Here is a 13723-nt window from a genome sequence, read left to right as displayed (position 1 = left end):
CCGCCGCGGCGAACACGGTTTCGTGAGCACTGGGAGCGGTCATCAATCCGTTGCACTGCGTTCTTATTTCCGGGCCAAAGCGGACCGTGCCCCATGATGATGAGACGATGGAAAAGCCTGGTGATCGCGAGTGCCGCGATCTCGACCTTTGGCTTTGCCGCACCCGCGAATACGGCGGGGCCGGATCCCGGTCCGCTGTCGCGTGCGCAAGCCTTCGCACGCGCCGAGGCGCTGACTGCCTTGGGGCGAAAAATGTTCTTCGACCCGGCGCTCTCGGCTTCGGGAAAACAGGCCTGTTCCTCCTGCCACGATCCGCGCCATGCCTTCGGTCCGGCCTCGGCATCTCCCGTCGAGATGGGCGGCCCGAACCTCGACCTGCCTGGCGTGCGCGCGGTGCCGTCGCTGCGCTACCTCGAGGCGGCGCCCGCCTTCACCGAGCATTTCCACGATTCCGAGGACGAGGGCGACGAGAGCGTCGACAATGGCCCGACCGGCGGTCTGACCTGGGACGGCCGCGCCGATCACGGTGTGGACCAGGCGAAAATCCCCCTGCTCTCGCCCTTCGAGATGGCAAACAAGGATGAAGCAGCCGTCTCCGCGGCCTTGCGCAAGTCAGCCTATGCCGACGAGTTCAAGGCAACCTTCGGCAACGATGTCTTCGACCGCCCGGGCGATGCCTTCGACGCCGCCGCCGAGGCGCTTGGCACGTTCGAGCAGAGCGCGGTCGACTTCTACCCCTATTCCAGCCGCTACGACGCCTTCCTCGCCGGCAAGGCGACATTGTCGGCGCGGGAACTGCATGGCCGCGCCCTGTTCGAGGACGAGGCGAAAGGCAATTGCGCCTCCTGCCACCTCAGCGAACCGGCCAATGACGGTGAGCCGCCGCAATTCACCGATTTCGGCCTCATCGCCATCGCCGTGCCGCGCAATCCGGCCATCCCGGCCAACGCCGACCCGACCTATGTCGATCTCGGCCTGTGCGGTCCCCTGCGCACCGATTTCCGTGGCCGCACCGACTATTGCGGCCTGTTCAAGACACCGAGCCTGCGCAACGTGGCGCTGCGCAAGAGCTTCTTCCACAACGGATATTTCCACACGCTGCGCGAAGCGGTGGCCTTCTACGCCAGCCGCGACACCGACCCCGGCCGCTGGTACCCGAAAAACGCTTACGGCACGGTCGACAAATATGACGATTTGCCAAAGGCTTACTGGCCGAACCTGAATCAAGACCCGCCCTTCGACGGCAAGAAACCCGGCGACAAGCCGGCGCTCGACGATGCCGAGATCGACGACATCGTGGCGTTTCTGCAGACGCTGACGGATGCGGATCAGGCGGCGAAGCGGTCGCAGTGAACTGGGAAGCCACGCCATAGGGGTCGCTAGTTGACCTGGCGACTAATCCGAAGCCCTCCCTCGCTTCGTCATCCTAGGGCGGAGCAAGGAGCGAAGCGACGCGGCGCAGACCCTAGGATCCATGCCGCGACGCTTGCGACGGACAAAACGGTGCCGAACCTGGCTCCAACCTCCGACGAAACGCCATCAAACCGCGACCAACCTGTTCCGCGAAACAGCTCGAACCATTCCGGATTGGTCTTCTCGATCAGTTCGATCTTCCATTGTCGCGACCAGCGCTTCAGCGATTTCTCGCGTTGAATGGCGTCACGAATGTCGAAATGTTCCTCGTACCAGACCAACCGCTGCACACCGTAGCGCCTGGTGAAGCGCGAACCTTCGCCGGATTTGTGCTCCGGCATGCGGCGACCGAGATCGTTGGTGACACCGATGTAGATGGTGCCGCCCTTCTGGCTCGCGGTCATGTAAACATAGCCGGTCATGCGTTGACGGTAACCGCCAACCCGTCCGGGGACTATCCTCGTTCGCCGTCTTTTTTCGGCCCACGTCGCGGCATGGATCCTAGGGTCTGCGCGGCGTCGCTTCGCTCCTTGCTACGCCTAGGATGACGAAGGGAGGGAGGGCTTCGGCTAATCTGAGAGGTATGAGATCGCCGCCAGCCGCCTCTCACAGCGCCCGGATCACACCCCCATCCACGCGGATATTCTGCCCGGTAATATACCCTGCCCCGTCCGACGCCAAAAACGCGATCGTCGCGGCGATCTCCTCTGATGTGCCATAGCGCTGCATCGGCACGTTGTCGCGGCGCTCTTCGGTGGCGGGCAGGCTGTCGATCCAGCCGGGCAGCACATTGTTCATGCGCACATTGTCGGCCGCGTAGGTGTTGGCGAAAATCTTGGCGTAGGCGGCAAGGCCGGCGCGGAACACGGCCGAGGTCGGGAACATCGCGTTCGGTTCCGCCACCCAGGCCGTCGAGATGTTGATGATGGCCCCGCCCTTCTGCTTGACCATCTGCGGCGCCACGATGCGCACCGGCCGGATGACGTTCATCAGGTAGACGTCCATGCCGGTGTGCCACTGCTCGTCCGTGATCTCCAGGATCGGCGCGCGCGGTCCATGGCCGCCGCTGTTGACAAGCACGTCGATGCGGCCATAGCGCTCCAGGGTCAGGTCGGCGAGCCGCTGCAGATCGTCATTCGACTGGTTGGAGCCGGTGACGCCGAGCCCGCCAAGCTCCTTGGCCAGCGCCTCGCCCTTGCCGGACGAAGACAGGATGGCGACCTTGAAACCATCCGCCGCCAGCCGCTTGGCCGCCGCCGCCCCCATGCCGCTGCCGCCGGCCACGATGACGGCTGTCTTTTCTACACTCATCGGATTTCCTTTTCAGATTGGCGGGAGCTACGGTTTCAGCGGTCCTATAGCCGGTTTCGCCGCGCAGTTCGAACGAGAAAGCCTGAATCGAGCTGCAGAAAACTTGCGCGGTGAGCTGCGCCCTATCCTTCAACCGTCTCCAGCTCGCTCAGCAGCGTGCCTTCCATGTCGGGCTCGTCGCCGGAGCAGACGCACAGCATCTCGGCGTCGCCCTCGCCCACCGACAGATAGGCGTGGCCCATGGTGGAATCGATGTAGACGCTCTCGCCCGCTTTCAGCCGCACCGGCGCGTACTGGTCGGTATGCAGTTCGATCTCGCCCTTGAGCACGATCAGGAATTCCTCGCCGGCATGCCTGGTCAGCGGGCCGAATTCTTGCGGCGTGCGGGCGCGCGCATAGGCGTGAATCGGCACCATGCGCTTGCGCACCAGGTCGGTGGCGAGATACCGGTAGTCATAATTTCGGGTCAGCTGGCGCAGCGTGTTGGACTGCGAGGTGACCGAGCGGCGGGTGCGCGCTGCCGGCTGCTTGCGGTCGCCGCTGAGCAGTTCCGTCACATGGATGCCGAGCCCCTCGCAGATCTGCAGCAGCTTGTCGTAGGTCAGCGACATCTGGTCGTTCTCGACCTTGGACAGCGTCGACACCGCGACGCCGGTCAGCGCGCTGACCTCCTGCAAGGTCCAGCCATGGGTTTTTCTCAAAGCCCGCAGACAATCACCGAGATTGGGTTGCTCCGACATTGCCAGCTCCAAGGCGCGGGATCGCGCCGCTCCACCCTAGGTAGTCGAACTCCCCGCAGCCATCAACAACACCGAAATTTTCTTATACGCTAAATATTGACTGGATACGAAATTATTTTTACGACTGATGAATGCAGTCAAAGTCCTTCCAAGAGATTGTCGTCATCGGCGGCGGCATTGCCGGCCTCTCACTTGCCGCCGAGGTGGCGGGCTGGGCCGAAGTCACCGTCATCGAGCGCGAGCCGCATCTTGGCTACCACGCCAGCGGACGCTCCGCCGCTCTGTTCACCGAGACCTATGGCAACCGCCTCGTGCGCGGGCTGACGCTGGCCAGCCGGCAGGCAATCGTCGAGGGCGGTTTCGTCGCCCACCGGCGTGGCGCGCTGCATGTCGGATGGACCGGTGACGATGCCGCCATCGACAAGCTGGCTCGTGATTTGCAGGCGCTGGTGCCGTCAGTGCGCCGCCTCTCGGCGGCCGAGCTCCACGCGCTGGTTCCGGTCATTGCCCAGCAAGCCACATGCGGCGGCGTCTATGAGCCGGACGCGGTGGATGTCGACACGGACAAGATGCTTGCGACCTGCGCGTCCAAGCTCAAAGCCGGCGGCGGCACCATCCGCACCGGCGAGGAGGTCCGCGCCATTTCACGCGACGGCAGCGCTTTTAGGGTTGAAACAAGCGCCGGCGTCTACTCGGCTGACATCGTCGTCAACGCCGCCGGCGCCTGGGTCGATGTCGTCGCCGGCATGGTGGGACTCCCGGGCCTCGGCTTCCAGCCGAAACGGCGCACCGCCTTCCTGTTCGATCCGCCCGCCGGGTTGGACATCGCCGGCTGGCCGCTGGTGGTCGACCTGCACGAGCAGTTCTACTTCAAGCCCGATGCCGGCAGATTGATCGGTTCGCTCGCCGACGAGACGGATTCCGAGCCTTGTGATGCGTATCCCGAGGATATCGACGTCGCCATCGCCGTCGACCGCATCGAACAGGCGACGTCTATGCGCATCGGCCGCCCGTCGACGCCGTGGGCGGGCCTGCGTACCTTCGCTCCCGACCGCACGCCGGTCGCCGGCTTCGACCCGCGCCTGCCCGGCTTCTTCTGGCTCGGCGGCCAAGGTGGCTACGGTTTTCAGGTGTCGCTGACGCTGGCCAGGCTGAGCGCGGCGCTGATGCGCGGCGAGCCCCTGCCCAACGACGTCACCGCACTCGGCGTCACCGCTGGGGCGCTGGCGCCCGATCGCTTCCTTACCCCGGCGACGACGCCATGAAGTTCCTTCCCTCAACCCCGAATGTGTCATCAGGAGCGTTTGCGATGAAATCTCTGCGCGCGGTGCTTGCCCCGTCCCTTCTGGCCACGTCCCTCCTGGCCACGTCCGTTCTGGCCTCATCCATCCTTCTCGGCGGACAGGCCTACGCCAAGACGCTGGTCTATTGCTCGGAAGCCAATCCCGAGACCTTCAACCCGGCGATCGGCATCGCCGATTCCACCATGGACGCCGCCGCCAAGACGATCTTCAACCGGCTGGTCGAGTTCAAGCCGGGCACCACCGAGGTCGGCCCGGCGCTCGCCGAAAGCTGGGATGTCTCGTCGGATGGCAAGGCCTACACTTTCCATCTCAGGCACGGCGTGAAGTTTCAGTCGAACGAGCATTTTTCGCCCACGCGCGACTTCGACGCGGACGACGTGCTCTACACCTTCAACCGCCAGCGCGACGCCAACAATCCCTATCACAAGCTTGGCGGCGGCTCTTACGAGTACTTCAACGCGCTGGGCATGGGCACGCTGATCGACAGAATAGACAAGGTCGACGACTACACCGTGCGCTTCACGCTGACGGCTCCCAACGTCACATTCCTGGCCGGGCTGGCACTCGACTATCTCTCCATCCTGTCGCTGGAGCAGACCGAAAAGATGGTCGCGGCCGGCACGCCGGAGCTGATCGACAGCATGCCGGTCGGCACCGGACCGTTCGTGCTTGAGGCCTATGTGCCCGACAGCCAGGTCCGCTACGCCGCCAACAAGGATTACTGGCGCGGCGCGCCGAAGATCGACACGCTGGTCTTCGCCGTCACGCCCGAGCCGACCACCCGCGTCGAGCGCATCAAGGCCAATGAATGCCAGGTCGCCGCCCCGCCGCCGCCAAGTGCCGTCGCCGACCTGCGCAGCGATCCCGACATCACGGTTCTCGATCTCAAGGGCCAGAACATCGGCATTCTCGGCTTCAATGTCGAGCACCAGCCGCTGGGCGACGTGCGCGTGCGCACGGCACTGGCCAAGGCCGTCGACCGCAAGGCGATCGTCGATGCGGTCTATGCCGGCGCCGGCACGGTGGCCGGCAGCGTCGTGCCGCCGGCGCAGCTCGGCGCCGTCACCGATGCCGGCATCGAGTACGATCCCGATGGCGCCAAGAAACTGCTCAAGGAAGCGGGCCATGAAAGCGGCCTCAAGATCAGCCTGTGGGCGATGCCGGTGTCGCGCCCCTACAATCCCAACGCCAAGCGCATGGCCGAGATGATCCAGGCCGACTGGGCGAAGGTCGGCGTGCAATCGGAGATCGTCAGCTTCGAATGGGGCGAATACCTCAAGCGCACCGCGGCGGGCGAACAGGACGCCTTCCTGCTCGGCGGCAGCAGCGACAATGGCGATCCCGACAACATGCTGAGCTATCTGCTCTCCTGCGACGGCGTGAAGGGTGGCTCCAACCGCTCGCGCTGGTGCGACAAGGATTTCGAGAAGCTGCTCGACGAGGGCCGCGTTGCCGCCGACCCGAAAGAGCGCGCCGCGATCTATGGAAAGGCGCAGGCCATCCTGAAGGCCGAGGTGCCGGTGGCGCCGATCGCCCATTCGATGGTGGCGATCCCGATCCGCAAGAGCGTGCTGAATTACGTGCTCGACCCCTTCGGCCGGCAGAATTTCGCCGCCGTCGATATCGCGGACTGAGGCTTGTCGCGCTGGGTACCCCCCTCATCCGGCCGCTACGCGGCCGATTTTGCGAAGATCCCGCGATCCACAAAAAGCGAGACCACCATGCCAAAAGACCTGAACGCTCTTCTCGCCACCTACATCGCCGATGGCGCGGTGGGTGCGTCGCTCGCCTATGCCAGGGGTGACACCACACCAACCGCCCTCACATCAGGCCTCGCCGATCGCGCGCTGGGCACGCCCGTCACGTCGGACCAGCTGTTCAAGATCGGCAGCTGCACCAAGACCTTCGTCGCCGCGGCCCTGGTCAAGCTCGCCGAGACCGGCAAGCTCGACCTCGGCGCGCCGATCGCCTCCTGGTTCCCGGACCTGCCTGGCGCCAAAACCATTTCGGTACGCCAGCTGGTCAACCATCGCAGCGGCCTGCCGGAATTCGAATATTACATTCCGATGGACCCGAGCCGGCAATGGACGCCGCAACAGCTGGTCGACATCGCCTTCGCCTCCGACAAACAGAAGCCACCGGGCGGACCGGCCGTCTACAACAACACCGGCTATGTCCTGGCCGGCATGGTGATCGAGGCCGTCACCGGCCAGAAGCTGGGCGCCTATGTCAGAAGCGCGGTCCTTGAGCCACTCGGCCTGAACAACACCTGGTCGCCGGCGACCGAGGCCTTCCCCGATAAATCGATGGTGCGCGGCTATTACCACCGGCCGCCGCGGGCGCCGAACGCGCCCACCGACATCGCCTCGGGCGGCGAGATGTGGCAAATGGACGGCGTGCTGCCTTACTCCAATGAACTGCAGGATTCCTCCGACTCCTTCCCCTTCGGCGCCGCCTATGGTTGCGGCGACATGGTGTCGACGCCGTCAGACATGGTGGGCTTCATGCGCGGCCTGTTCTCCGGCGGACTGTTGTCACCGCCGGTCTTCGCCGAGATGTTCGAACACCGCGTGCCGGCGAGTTTCCCCGGCACCCGCATGCGCGAGACGGGCGCGGGCATGTTCCAGAGCACCTATGCGGACCGCGCCTTCTACGGGCACCAGGGCAGCATTCCGGGCTATGTCGCCGTCATGCTGCACGATCCCGAGACGGACCTCACCATCGCCATGACCAGCAATGTCGGCTCCGGCAATCGCCTCTCCTTCCAGGCGAGCGGCATGCATCCGGTGGTGGATCAAGCGATCGCGACAATCTTGCGGCTGTGATCTTAGGGAGGGGTAGGAAATCGAACTGCTGCCGTCAGAGGGCCTCACGCGATCTATGCGCGGACGTCAGCCATCTCTGCGCCTCTCGAAGAGCTGGAGGTATCGTTCGAACACGAAAAACCGATTGCGTCTTTGGCCGGTGACTTCGATTAGAACGCCGTGGCTTATGAGATCGGCAATCAATGACGTAGCCGTGTTTGTCGTCGTGTCCAACAGAATGGTGACACCCTTCACGTCGACCAATGGTTGCCTGTAGAGATGTCTTACAAGTTGTTGCGCGTTTCCTTGACGGCGATGGCTGAAGCGCGGCAGCGTTTCCCGTTCTATCCGCTCTTTAAGCACCAGAATTTTGCGGAACACGTCAGCAGACGCACGCGCTGTCTCTTCAACTCCGTGGAGAAAGAAAATCAGCCAGTCGCGCATATGGTTGCCCTCGCGTACGGCCATGAGGTGATCGATATACGCTGTCTTGTTGCGCTCGAAATAGTCGGACAGATAGAGCGCGGGTTTGACAAGAAGCCCCTGCGAGGCGAGGTAAAGCGAAATCATCAGGCGGCCCAGCCGCCCGTTGCCATCCAGGAACGGATGGATGGTTTCGAATTGATAGTGGGCGATCGCAATGCGGATGAGTGGCGGTACGCGCAGGCTGTCGGCATGGATGAATTTTTCCATATCGCTCATGAGCTCGGGAACATGCTCGTGATGCGGGGGCACGAAGACCGCGTTTCTTAGACTCACGCCAATCCAGTTCTGACTGGTTCGAAATTCGCCGGGTTGCTTGGTGTCGCCGCGCACCCCCTGCATGAGGATGGCGTGAGTTTCCTTCAGTAGCCTGTTGGAGAAAGGCAGGCGCTCCAGGCTGGTAATGGCGCTATTGATCGCTTGGATATAGTTCTGCACCTCCTCCCAGTCGTCGCGTGCCTCAGGAGACAAATCTTCGAGCTGCTTGAAAGCGTCCTCGATATTGGTGTGGGTGCCTTCGATCCGGCTGGACTGGGTTGCTTCCTTCGCAACGTACATGCTGATGAAAAAATCGATGTCGGGAACGAGTTGTGCGAATGCATTCAATTCACCCAATGCTCGATCGGCGCGGCCAAGCACCTCTATGATGTTCGGGTCGGAGACGATCCAGGGATGATTGATCGAGGTCGGCACGAAGCTGCGATGTTCCAACCGCTTTTCGTACTGCCCCGCCTTGTAAGACGACAAATCCATATTCAGAAACGTCCACGATTTCTACAATAAGAAAATCGTTATGTCAGATTCGACCAACTTCCAAAAGCTATTTCAATTTCTCACCGGGTTTCTGAAATAAGGGTTCGGCTATTTCAGAAACTTCCGTATTGTGGCTTCGACGGGCCAGCGGCCTGCACCCGGTCGTCGATCGGGCGATCCGCATCATTCTCGACTGACCGCGTTCAGCCGCCCTGCCGCGACGATGGATCGGGCAGGCCCGGCAGCATCTGGCTCAGCACCCGGTCGCGAAGGAAGAAATGGTGGAAGATGGCGGCGGCCGCGTGCAGGCCGGCGATCCACATCATGACGTCGCCGAGCGTGCCGTGGATCTCCGCCAGCGGCGCGCCCCAGCTGCCCGAAAACGGACCGATAGCTCCCAGCCCATAGACAGTGACCGGGTGGCCGCCGAACAAGGCGCCGACCATGGCTGTCGCCGGAACCGCGAACAGCAGCGCGTAGAGCGCCCAATACGTTGCCTTCGAGGCGACCTCCATCCAGGACGGCATGGCCGGGGCATCGGGAATGCGATCGAACCGGCGCCAGATCAGGCGAACGACCAGCAAGCAGAAAACAGTGAAGCCGAGCGACTCGTGCAGCAGCAGCGTCGACGCCCTGGCCGCTGAATAGACCCGCTCCGGCGGACCGCCCGCCGAGACCAGGAAGGCAATGAGCACCAGCAGTGCCGTCAGCCAATGAAATGCCTGGGCGAGACGCCCATAGCGGGTTGTCGTGCCGGACAGCGACATGCGGGAGCTCCGAAACGGTTGGATATCTCCCCTCGCCCGCGAATGTGGCCTTATTTCAGCTGTTCCTCAATCGCCTTGCCCGAGCGAATGGCATCGCCGAGTTCGCCGGCGCGCGGCCCGACAAGGTTCAGCTCATACTCGTGGAGCGGAAATTCGCGGCGGCCGCGGCCACGATATCGGCATTGTCCCTCGCCACCGTTCCATCGGCGAGTGTCTTGCCGTCCTCCAGCCCGACCCGTGTCGACCAGCGCTTTTGCCGCGCAAGGTCCACGAACGGCCAGACCGTGCCGTCGACGCCGTGCAGCAGGATCTGCCGCCGCACGCTCGCGCGTTCGAGAATGGCGGCGATGCCGTGCGCCTCGTCGAGGGCTGCAGGCAGGTCCGGTATGTCGATCTCGATCAGGATGCGCAGTACGCGGCCGTGATCGGCGAGCGTCACGAAGCGCTCGGCATCTTCCGTCGTGGCCAGCCCCGCCTCGATGCCGATGCCCTGCTTGCGCAACAACTCCATCACGGCGGGCGCGTCGGTTTCTGAAAGATTGACCGAGGCATAGTCGGGCAGTTCCCGCCAGGCGGCGATCGCCGCGCGGGTGCGCGCCACATCGTTCTCGATCCAGGCGCCGGTCGAGATCCCGATCAATGTGCCCGGACAGGCCTGGCGCACGGCAAGGACCGTCGCATCCACCGCCGCCAGGCTTTCGCGCCCGTCGGCGCCGCGCGGATGGATGTGCAGTTCGGCGGCACCCGCGGCGACGCAGGAAGCCGCATCGCCGGCCACTGCCTGTGCCGTCAGCGGCAGCCTGGGATGGAAATCGCGCGAACGCGCGCCGTTGATGCAGGCTTGGACGATCATCGATTTCACCTCGGGCAAAAGAGCGCAGTCTAGACAAGCCGCCAAACCGCGCAAAGCCGGCAGGGCCGTCACTCCTGACACGATGGCGCCGCCAGCAGCACGGCGTTCGCCGGCATTTGAATAAAAGGCGCCTGTGGATATTTACCCCACCTTGCGCCAGGCAGGCCAATATCCATCAGGGCGGGATCATGGAGGGAACCATTGACCAGTGATTTTTCAGCCGCCCGTCTCCATCTCGAACGCGCCTACCATTATCTGCGCGGCAATGACGAGACGAGCCGCGCCACATGCGAGGCCCTCGACCTGTTGATCGAGATGGTAGCGGAAGCACAACACAGAAAGCCGGAACCCGGGGTGCTGGAATTTCCGCGAGCATCGGCACGCCGACTCGGCTGAACAGCACGCGTGCCGTTGGTTCAGCCCGCGCGGATCAAATCTTCGTCTTCACGCAATGTCGCTCCAGGCCGCTTTTGGAGCGACACGCATTTGATCCGTCAGGACGCCCTGCGTCTCGATGCGGCGCCGGCCATTCGCGCCGCCTGCGCCACGACCCGCTCCAGCGGTTCGGGCCGGTGCAGCAGAAAACCCTGACCGAACTCGACGCCCATATCGCCCAGCATGGCCACCGTATCCTGCCGCTCGATCTTCTCGCCCACCACGGCGCAGCCGAGGCTGCGGGCAATGCTGGTGATGGCCAGCACGATCTCGCGGTCGAAGCGGCTTTCGGTGACGTGCTCGATGAAGGAGCCGTCGATCTTGATGGCGTCGACCGGAAAGCGCCTGAGATATTCGAACGAACTCATGCCGGCGCCGAAATCGTCGAGGCTGACCCGGCAGCGCCGCTCGCGCGCCTTGCGCACGAATGCCTCGGCGGCGTCGAAATTGGTGACGGCGGCGGTTTCGGTGATCTCGAAGCCGATGCCGGAATGCGGCGCCCCGGTCTCCTCGATGACCCGGTCGACAAAGTCCCATAGTCCTGGGTCGCTCAGCGTCTGCGCCGACAGGTTGAAGCCGAGCGTGATCGCGCCGGACTTCATCGCCGCGCCGTGCCGAGACAGGGCGGTGCGGATGATCCAGCGGTCGAGCCGCGCGGCAACGCCGAAACGCTCCGCCGCCGGAATGAACTCGCCGGGCGGGATCAGCCGGCCGCCCTGTCCGGCAAGCCGCGCCAGCACCTCGACATGGCGGCTCTCTTCCCAGGGCCTGCCCAGCCGGTGGATCTGCTGGCCGAACAATTTCAGCCTGCCGTCATCCATGGCGTCGACCGTGTCGGCGGCGAGCCGCGCCGCATTGAGGCCGGCCGAACCGGAGACGGCATCGGTCGAAAACAGCGCGAAGCGATCGCGCCCGGCGGCCTTGGCCGCGTAGCAGGCATCGTCGGCGCAGGCCAGCGCGTCGGCAACCGTGGTGGCACGGTCGCGGACGACGGTGATGCCGATGCTGGCCGCCAGCCGGCGCGACGTCGCGGCAAGGCCGAGATCGGCGTCGCGCACGGCCGCCAGGATGGCGCCGGCCAGACCTTCGGCTTGCACGGCGTCGCAATCGGGCACCATCAGGGCGAACTCGTCGCCGCCGAGCCGCGCCGCATGCGCCGATGGCGGCAGGCAGCGGCCGATACCCGCCGCGACGCTCTTCAGCGCCAGATCGCCCGCGGCATGGCCGGCGAAATCGTTGAGGGCCTTGAAGTAGTCGAGGTCGACATAGAACACCGCCAGCGGCACGGCCGTGGCGATATGGTGGGCGAGCAGACGGTCGAAGGCGGCGCGGTTCCAAAGGCCGGTCAGCGCGTCGTGGCGGGCGGCGAAGGCAAGCTCCTGTTCGCGCAGCTTGTCCTCGGTGATGTCGCGCACGGTCCCCAGCACCTGGCCGGTGGCACCGGCGGCGGCGATGAAGCGCAGCAGCGATTCGACATGGCGGATCTGGCCGTCGCGCTTGATAATGCGGTACTGCGCGGCGATGACGCCGTCGGTTCCCAATGGCACCCTGTGGGCGCGTTCGGCGGCGTCCTTATCGTCGGGATGCAGGTAGCTGTGCCAGAGATCGGCCGTCACCTCGTCGGTCACTGCGACGAGGCCGAATATCTCTCTTGTGCGCGCGTCCCAATAGCTCTTGTTGGTAGCGATGTCGTAGTGCCAGATGCCGGTGCCGCTGGCGGCGAGCGCCAGGCGAAAGCGGATATTGACCTGTTCGAGCGCGGCTTCGGCCGCCTTCTGCTTGGAGATGTCGGTCTGCACGCCCATCAGCCTGAGCGGCTTCCCGTCGGCGTCGCTCTCGACGATGCCGCCTCGGTCGAGCACCCAAACCCAGTGGCCCTGCTTGTGCTTGAGCCTGAGTTCGGTCTCGATGGCGTCGGTCAGCCCGGCAATGTGGCGGTCGCCGCTGGCCTGCGCCCGTTCCCGGTCGTCGGGATGGGTAAGCTGCAGCCACAGGTCACTGGTATTGGCGAGTTCGCCGTCCTCGTAACCCAGCATCCGGGCCCAGGTCGCCGAATAGAAGCAGTCCCCGGTGCTGAGATCCCAGTCCCAGACGCCAAGATGGGCGCGCTCCAGGGCCTTGGCCCAGAACGCTCCGCTGCGACTTTTCTTATCCTGACCCGCCATTCGTCCGTTTTGCCCGCTCCACCCGCGGCAATCTGCGGCAAAACCAGAAAAGAAACCGTTACCGGCCGCGGAAGAGGGGATGTCCACGCTCCCAGCGACAGTCTTGGCATCGGCCTTTCGATTGGCGGGCAAGAACCGGAGTTTGGCGCGCCTCGATTGGTCATAGGAATGGCCGTGTTCACCAGCCGGTGATCACAAAGCAAGACAGGAAAAGGACCTCCCAATGACCAGGCAGGAAGACAACAAGGCCGTCGTCGTCAGATGGTTCACCGACTTCTGGGGTGAAACCTGCGACCTCTCCGTCGTCGACGCCGTCGCGGCCCCCGATATGCTGCTCAAATACTCGCTGCACGAGCCGCGCCGCGGGCGCGACGACATCAAGGCCTTCATGACCGATTTTCGCGCAGCCTTCCCGGATCTCAACTTCTGGGCGACCGCCGATCTCATCGCCGAGGGCGACTACGTCGTCGGCCAATGGGAGGGCGGCGGCACGCATACCGGCCCGGCCTTCGGCGATTTTCTCATCGGTTCGCTGCCCGCCGCCACCGGCCGCACGATGCGCTTCACCGGCACCACGGTGCTCAAGGTGATCGACGGCAGGATCGTCGAGGAAATCGGTCTCGACGACGGCGTCACCGCCCTTACCCAGCTCGGCCTCATCAAGCCCGCCTGAGAAATCTCACGCAGAACCGAGG

The 13723-nt window shown here is 64.2% G+C and carries 12 protein-coding genes and 1 pseudogene; 6 read left to right on the top strand and 7 right to left on the bottom strand.

Features of this window, described 5'->3' with window-relative positions:
• Positions 1–96: 96 nt before the first annotated feature.
• Positions 97–1353 (top strand): cytochrome-c peroxidase, encoded by a 1257-nt coding sequence (locus FJ943_RS23645; RefSeq protein WP_246671930.1) that lies wholly within the window; start codon positions 97–99, stop codon positions 1351–1353.
• Between the two features lie 197 nt (positions 1354–1550).
• On the opposite strand, the pseudogene FJ943_RS23640 reads toward FJ943_RS23645, so the two are convergent.
• The 3 genes and pseudogenes from FJ943_RS23640 to FJ943_RS23630 all read right to left on the bottom strand — a co-directional run.
• A pseudogene (locus FJ943_RS23640) lies at positions 1551–1835 on the bottom strand (GIY-YIG nuclease family protein); the annotation flags it as partial.
• Positions 1836–2019: 184 nt separating this feature from the next.
• Positions 2020–2724, bottom strand: coding sequence for an SDR family oxidoreductase (locus FJ943_RS23635; protein ID WP_140618041.1), 705 nt, complete (start codon positions 2722–2724; stop codon positions 2020–2022).
• A gap of 122 nt (positions 2725–2846) precedes the next feature.
• Positions 2847–3464, bottom strand: a complete 618-nt coding sequence (locus FJ943_RS23630; protein ID WP_015317007.1) for an XRE family transcriptional regulator — start codon at positions 3462–3464, stop codon at positions 2847–2849.
• A gap of 131 nt (positions 3465–3595) precedes the next feature.
• On the opposite strand from FJ943_RS23630, the gene FJ943_RS23625 reads away from it, so the two are divergent.
• The 3 genes from FJ943_RS23625 to FJ943_RS23615 all read left to right on the top strand — a co-directional run bounded on the left by FJ943_RS23625 (position 3596) and on the right by FJ943_RS23615 (position 7593).
• On the top strand, positions 3596–4729 hold the full coding sequence (locus FJ943_RS23625; protein WP_140725368.1) for an FAD-dependent oxidoreductase: 1134 nt from the start codon (positions 3596–3598) through the stop codon (positions 4727–4729).
• 44 nt (positions 4730–4773) lie between these two features.
• Positions 4774–6402 (top strand): ABC transporter substrate-binding protein, encoded by a 1629-nt coding sequence (locus FJ943_RS23620; RefSeq protein WP_140725365.1) that lies wholly within the window; start codon positions 4774–4776, stop codon positions 6400–6402.
• An 87-nt stretch (positions 6403–6489) separates the two neighbouring features.
• Positions 6490–7593: a serine hydrolase domain-containing protein gene (locus tag FJ943_RS23615; protein WP_015317004.1), complete on the top strand. Its 1104-nt coding sequence runs from the start codon at positions 6490–6492 to the stop codon at positions 7591–7593.
• 66 nt (positions 7594–7659) lie between these two features.
• Here FJ943_RS23615 and FJ943_RS23610 read toward each other — a convergent pair whose 3' ends face one another.
• From FJ943_RS23610 to FJ943_RS23600, 3 genes are all read right to left on the bottom strand, one after another.
• The gene (locus FJ943_RS23610; protein WP_140725362.1) at positions 7660–8808 is read right to left on the bottom strand and encodes a Fic family protein; all 1149 of its coding nucleotides are present in this window, start codon (positions 8806–8808) and stop codon (positions 7660–7662) included.
• 203 nt (positions 8809–9011) lie between these two features.
• A complete protein-coding gene (locus tag FJ943_RS23605; protein ID WP_140716259.1) occupies positions 9012–9575 on the bottom strand; it encodes a cytochrome b in 564 nt (187 codons plus the stop codon).
• Between the two features lie 127 nt (positions 9576–9702).
• Positions 9703–10428: a 3-keto-5-aminohexanoate cleavage protein gene (locus tag FJ943_RS23600; RefSeq protein WP_140725359.1), complete on the bottom strand. Its 726-nt coding sequence runs from the start codon at positions 10426–10428 to the stop codon at positions 9703–9705.
• Positions 10429–10629: 201 nt separating this feature from the next.
• Between FJ943_RS23600 and FJ943_RS23595 the strand changes: the two genes are divergently transcribed.
• On the top strand, positions 10630–10824 hold the full coding sequence (locus tag FJ943_RS23595) for a hypothetical protein (protein ID WP_023774040.1): 195 nt from the start codon (positions 10630–10632) through the stop codon (positions 10822–10824).
• Positions 10825–10922: 98 nt separating this feature from the next.
• On the opposite strand, the gene FJ943_RS23590 is transcribed toward FJ943_RS23595, so the two are convergent.
• Positions 10923–13028, bottom strand: a complete 2106-nt coding sequence (locus FJ943_RS23590) for an EAL domain-containing protein (protein ID WP_140725357.1) — start codon at positions 13026–13028, stop codon at positions 10923–10925.
• Between the two features lie 223 nt (positions 13029–13251).
• Between FJ943_RS23590 and FJ943_RS23585 the strand changes: the two genes are divergently transcribed.
• On the top strand, positions 13252–13701 hold the full coding sequence (locus FJ943_RS23585; protein ID WP_140725354.1) for an ester cyclase: 450 nt from the start codon (positions 13252–13254) through the stop codon (positions 13699–13701).
• Positions 13702–13723 lie beyond the last annotated feature (22 nt).

The organism is Mesorhizobium sp. B2-3-10 (assembly GCF_006442275.1).
In the GTDB taxonomy this organism is placed as follows: Bacteria; Pseudomonadota; Alphaproteobacteria; order Rhizobiales; family Rhizobiaceae; genus Mesorhizobium; species Mesorhizobium australicum.
The sequence above is the reverse complement of the archived record's forward strand: the minus strand, read 5'-3'. Positions and strand labels throughout refer to the sequence as shown.

Excerpts from the sequence above, each read along its gene's own strand:
- FJ943_RS23600 (WP_140725359.1), bottom strand. The coding sequence starts at position 10,428 with ATGATCGTCCAAGCCTGCATCAACGGCGCGCGTTCGCGCGATTTCCAT.
- FJ943_RS23615 (WP_015317004.1), top strand. The coding sequence starts at position 6,490 with ATGCCAAAAGACCTGAACGCTCTTCTCGCCACCTACATCGCCGATGGC.
- FJ943_RS23625 (WP_140725368.1), top strand. The coding sequence starts at position 3,596 with ATGCAGTCAAAGTCCTTCCAAGAGATTGTCGTCATCGGCGGCGGCATT.
- FJ943_RS23605 (WP_140716259.1), bottom strand. The coding sequence starts at position 9,575 with ATGTCGCTGTCCGGCACGACAACCCGCTATGGGCGTCTCGCCCAGGCA.
- FJ943_RS23610 (WP_140725362.1), bottom strand. The coding sequence starts at position 8,808 with ATGGATTTGTCGTCTTACAAGGCGGGGCAGTACGAAAAGCGGTTGGAA.
- FJ943_RS23620 (WP_140725365.1), top strand. The coding sequence starts at position 4,774 with ATGAAATCTCTGCGCGCGGTGCTTGCCCCGTCCCTTCTGGCCACGTCC.
- FJ943_RS23635 (WP_140618041.1), bottom strand. The coding sequence starts at position 2,724 with ATGAGTGTAGAAAAGACAGCCGTCATCGTGGCCGGCGGCAGCGGCATG.
- FJ943_RS23645 (WP_246671930.1), top strand. The coding sequence starts at position 97 with ATGATGAGACGATGGAAAAGCCTGGTGATCGCGAGTGCCGCGATCTCG.
- FJ943_RS23585 (WP_140725354.1), top strand. The coding sequence starts at position 13,252 with ATGACCAGGCAGGAAGACAACAAGGCCGTCGTCGTCAGATGGTTCACC.
- FJ943_RS23630 (WP_015317007.1), bottom strand. The coding sequence starts at position 3,464 with ATGTCGGAGCAACCCAATCTCGGTGATTGTCTGCGGGCTTTGAGAAAA.
- FJ943_RS23590 (WP_140725357.1), bottom strand. The coding sequence starts at position 13,028 with ATGGCGGGTCAGGATAAGAAAAGTCGCAGCGGAGCGTTCTGGGCCAAG.